The 1929-nt window shown below is 60.0% G+C and carries 1 protein-coding gene; it reads left to right on the plus strand.

What is annotated here, in order from left to right; translation table 11 throughout:
• Positions 1–434 precede the first annotated feature (434 nt).
• The gene (ltrA, locus tag ACIP1G_RS31945) at positions 435–1856 is read left to right on the plus strand and encodes a group II intron reverse transcriptase/maturase (RefSeq protein WP_003253430.1); all 1422 of its coding nucleotides are present in this window, start codon (positions 435–437) and stop codon (positions 1854–1856) included.
• Positions 1857–1929 lie beyond the last annotated feature (73 nt).

Below are 1929 nucleotides of genomic sequence, written 5' to 3' on the forward strand. Positions count from 1 at the left end.
TTTTTGTGTGCGCCAGGCATGGCGCGTTGCGCGTAAGCGCAACCCGCTTGGCTGTGGTGGCCAAGCGGGTGACTTGGAGGTGAAAGTCCTCTACACACCCGGCAAGGGGAAGTGTTAGCCGGAGGCAAGGGTGTCGCGGGTGACCGCGAATCTGAAGGAAGCCCGAGGCAAAATGCTGGCCTGACGAACAGGAAGCGGATAGAGGCGGCACAGCGGGGTGAGGTGGCACAAATCGCCAAAGCCCAATACTTGCACGGAACGCTGTGACGTAGATCCGACAGGCATAAGCAGGAAGGTCGCGCGAATTACCCTGGGAGATCTGTACGTTTGCCATTGTGCTACCGCGCGTCGAAAGGCGACGGGATGAGCGTGCAGAAGTCAGCCGAAGCCGTAGTAAGTGGCGGTTAACCGCGCCACCAAGGGCCGAACAGGTTATGCCGCCAGTAGGCGTCGCCGTCTCGTTGGTAACCGTAATGCAGAAATTTCCCACAGCGGAAACTGTCATCCCGAGCTCCGGCCAGAAGCCGAGGGTGACGCCTGACAGTGCAAAGGTATCGACGGCGTCCGTGACGTGGACGAACGCGGAGCCGGACACGCTGATGGAGCGGGTGCTTGCACCGGCCAACCTCAGACGTGCGTATCAACGCGTGGTCAGCAACAAGGGAGCACCGGGTGCCGATGGCATGACGGTTGCTGACTTGGCGGGCTACGTGAGACAGTATTGGCCAACCCTCAAGGCCAGGTTACTGGCCGGTGAATACCAGCCCCAAGCAGTGCGAGCGGTTGAAATTCCCAAGCCGCAGGGCGGCACACGGCAACTGGGAATCCCCAGCGTCGTGGATCGCCTGATCCAGCAAGCACTGCAGCAGCAGCTCACACCTATCTTCGACCCACTGTTCTCGGACTACAGCTATGGTTTTCGTCCGGGCAGAAGTACGCATCAAGCCATCGAGATGGCTCGTGCTCATGTGACAGCGGGACACCGCTGGTGCGTGGAACTCGATCTGGAGAAGTTTTTCGATCGGGTCAATCACGACATCCTCATGGCCTGCATCGAACGTCGGATCAAAGACAAGTGCGTACTCAGGCTTATCCGCCGCTACCTTGAAGCCGGGATCATGTCGGGCGGTGTCGTCAGCCCACGGCAGGAGGGGACGCCGCAAGGCGGCCCGCTTTCGCCGTTGCTGTCGAACATCCTGCTCGACGAACTCGACCGCGAGCTGGAGCGACGGGGCCATCGCTTCGTACGTTATGCCGATGATGCGAACATCTATGTACGCAGTCCCCGGGCCGGCGAACGGGTGTTGGTCAGCGTCGAGCGCTTCCTGAGAGAACGTCTGAAGCTGACGGTGAACAGGAAGAAAAGCCAAGTGGCAAGGGCGTGGAAGTGCGACTACCTAGGCTATGGGATAAGCTGGCACCAGCAGCCAAGGCTGCGCGTGGCAAGGATGAGCCTAGACCGCTTACGCGACCGGCTCAGAATGCTGCTGCGCAGCGTACGGGCTCGCAAAATGGCGACTGTCATCGAGCGGATCAACCCCGTCCTGAGAGGCTGGGCTAGCTACTTCAAGCTCAGCCAGAGCAAGCGGCCGCTTGAGGAACTGGATGGTTGGGTCAGGCACAAACTCCGCTGCGTCATCTGGCGTCAATGGAAGCAGCCTCCCACGAGGCTGAGAAACTTGATGCGCCTGGGGTTGAGCGAGGAGCGTGCCAACAAGTCAGCCTTCAATGGCCGAGGTCCATGGTGGAATTCGGGAGCGCAACATATGAACTACGCGCTGCCAAAGAAACTGTGGGACCGGCTCGGGCTGGTCTCGATACTGGATACGATTAACCGGCTTAGCCGCGTAACCTGAACCGCCGTGTACGGAACCGTACGCACGGTGGTGTGAGAGGACGGCGGGTGTGAATCCGCCTCCTACTCGATTT

The sequence above is a fragment of the Pseudomonas sp. NPDC089392 genome (genome assembly GCF_044749595.1).
In the GTDB taxonomy this organism is placed as follows: domain Bacteria; phylum Pseudomonadota; class Gammaproteobacteria; order Pseudomonadales; family Pseudomonadaceae; genus Aquipseudomonas.